Genomic DNA, 1,007 nt, shown 5'->3' with positions numbered 1-1,007 from the left:
CAGCACCATCACCCGCGACGGCACCATGTAGTCCGGCAGCGTGGAGGCGAGCGCTGCCCGCAAGCCGGCGCCATCGAGCGCATCCGCGCCGCTGACATAGCCGACCAGTTGCCGGCCGCCGCCGAGCTCCTGCGCCACCACCACGCTGTCGCGCACCCCGGGCTGCTCCCGCAGCCGCGCCTCGATCTCGCCGAGCTCGATGCGATGGCCGCGGATCTTGACCTGATGATCGGCGCGGCCGACATGATCGAGCACACCATCGCCGCGCCAGCGCGCCAGGTCCCCGGTCCGGTACAGCCGTGCGCCCGCCGGACCGAACGGATCGGGAATGAAGCGCTCCGCGCTCAGCTGCGCCCGCTTCCAATAGCCGCGGGCAAGGCCCTCGCCGCCGATGAACAGCTCGCCGGTTACGCCGACCGGCGCGAGATTGAGATGGGCGTCCAACACATACAGCGTCGTGTTGCCGATCGGACCGCCGAGCACCGGCTGTGGACCGGCCGCATCGAGCCGATGCCGTGCCGACCACACCGTGGTCTCGGTCGGCCCATACAGGTTCCAGACCTCGCTGCTCAGCGCCGAAAGCCGGCGCGCCAGATCCGGCGCCAGCGCCTCGCCGCCGCTCAGCAGGCGGCAATCCCGCGGCAGCCAGTCCGCCGTCTCGTCATGATCGAGCAGCATCCGCCAGCTCGATGGCGTGGCCTGCATCAGGGTCACGCCGTGCCGCGCCACGATCGCTTTCAGCTTCGCCGGATCATGCGCGGCGGCGCGATCGGCGAGCACGATCCGGGCGCCGTGCGTCAGCGGCAGCCACAGCTCCAGCACCGCGATGTCGAACGACAGCGAGGTCAGCCCGAGCACGCGATCCTCACGCGTGATGCCCGGCTGCTCGGCCATGGTCGACAGGAAGTTCGTTACGGCGCCATGGCGCACCATCACGCCCTTCGGCAGCCCGGTCGAGCCCGAGGTGTAGATGACGTAGGCCAGATGTTCCGGATGCACCTCGATGT

General features: G+C 70.1%; 1 protein-coding gene. It reads right to left on the bottom strand.

The window, feature by feature from the left end; translation table 11 throughout:
* Positions 1–1,007, bottom strand: a 1,007-nt coding sequence (locus BRAO375_RS27910) for an amino acid adenylation domain-containing protein (protein WP_035642695.1), incomplete at both ends; no start/stop codon positions are given.

Origin of the sequence: Bradyrhizobium sp. ORS 375 (assembly GCF_000239775.1) — a bacterium.
In the GTDB taxonomy this organism is placed as follows: domain Bacteria; phylum Pseudomonadota; class Alphaproteobacteria; order Rhizobiales; family Xanthobacteraceae; genus Bradyrhizobium.
Note: the sequence above shows the minus strand (reverse complement) of the source record. Positions and strands in the feature narration are given on the sequence as shown.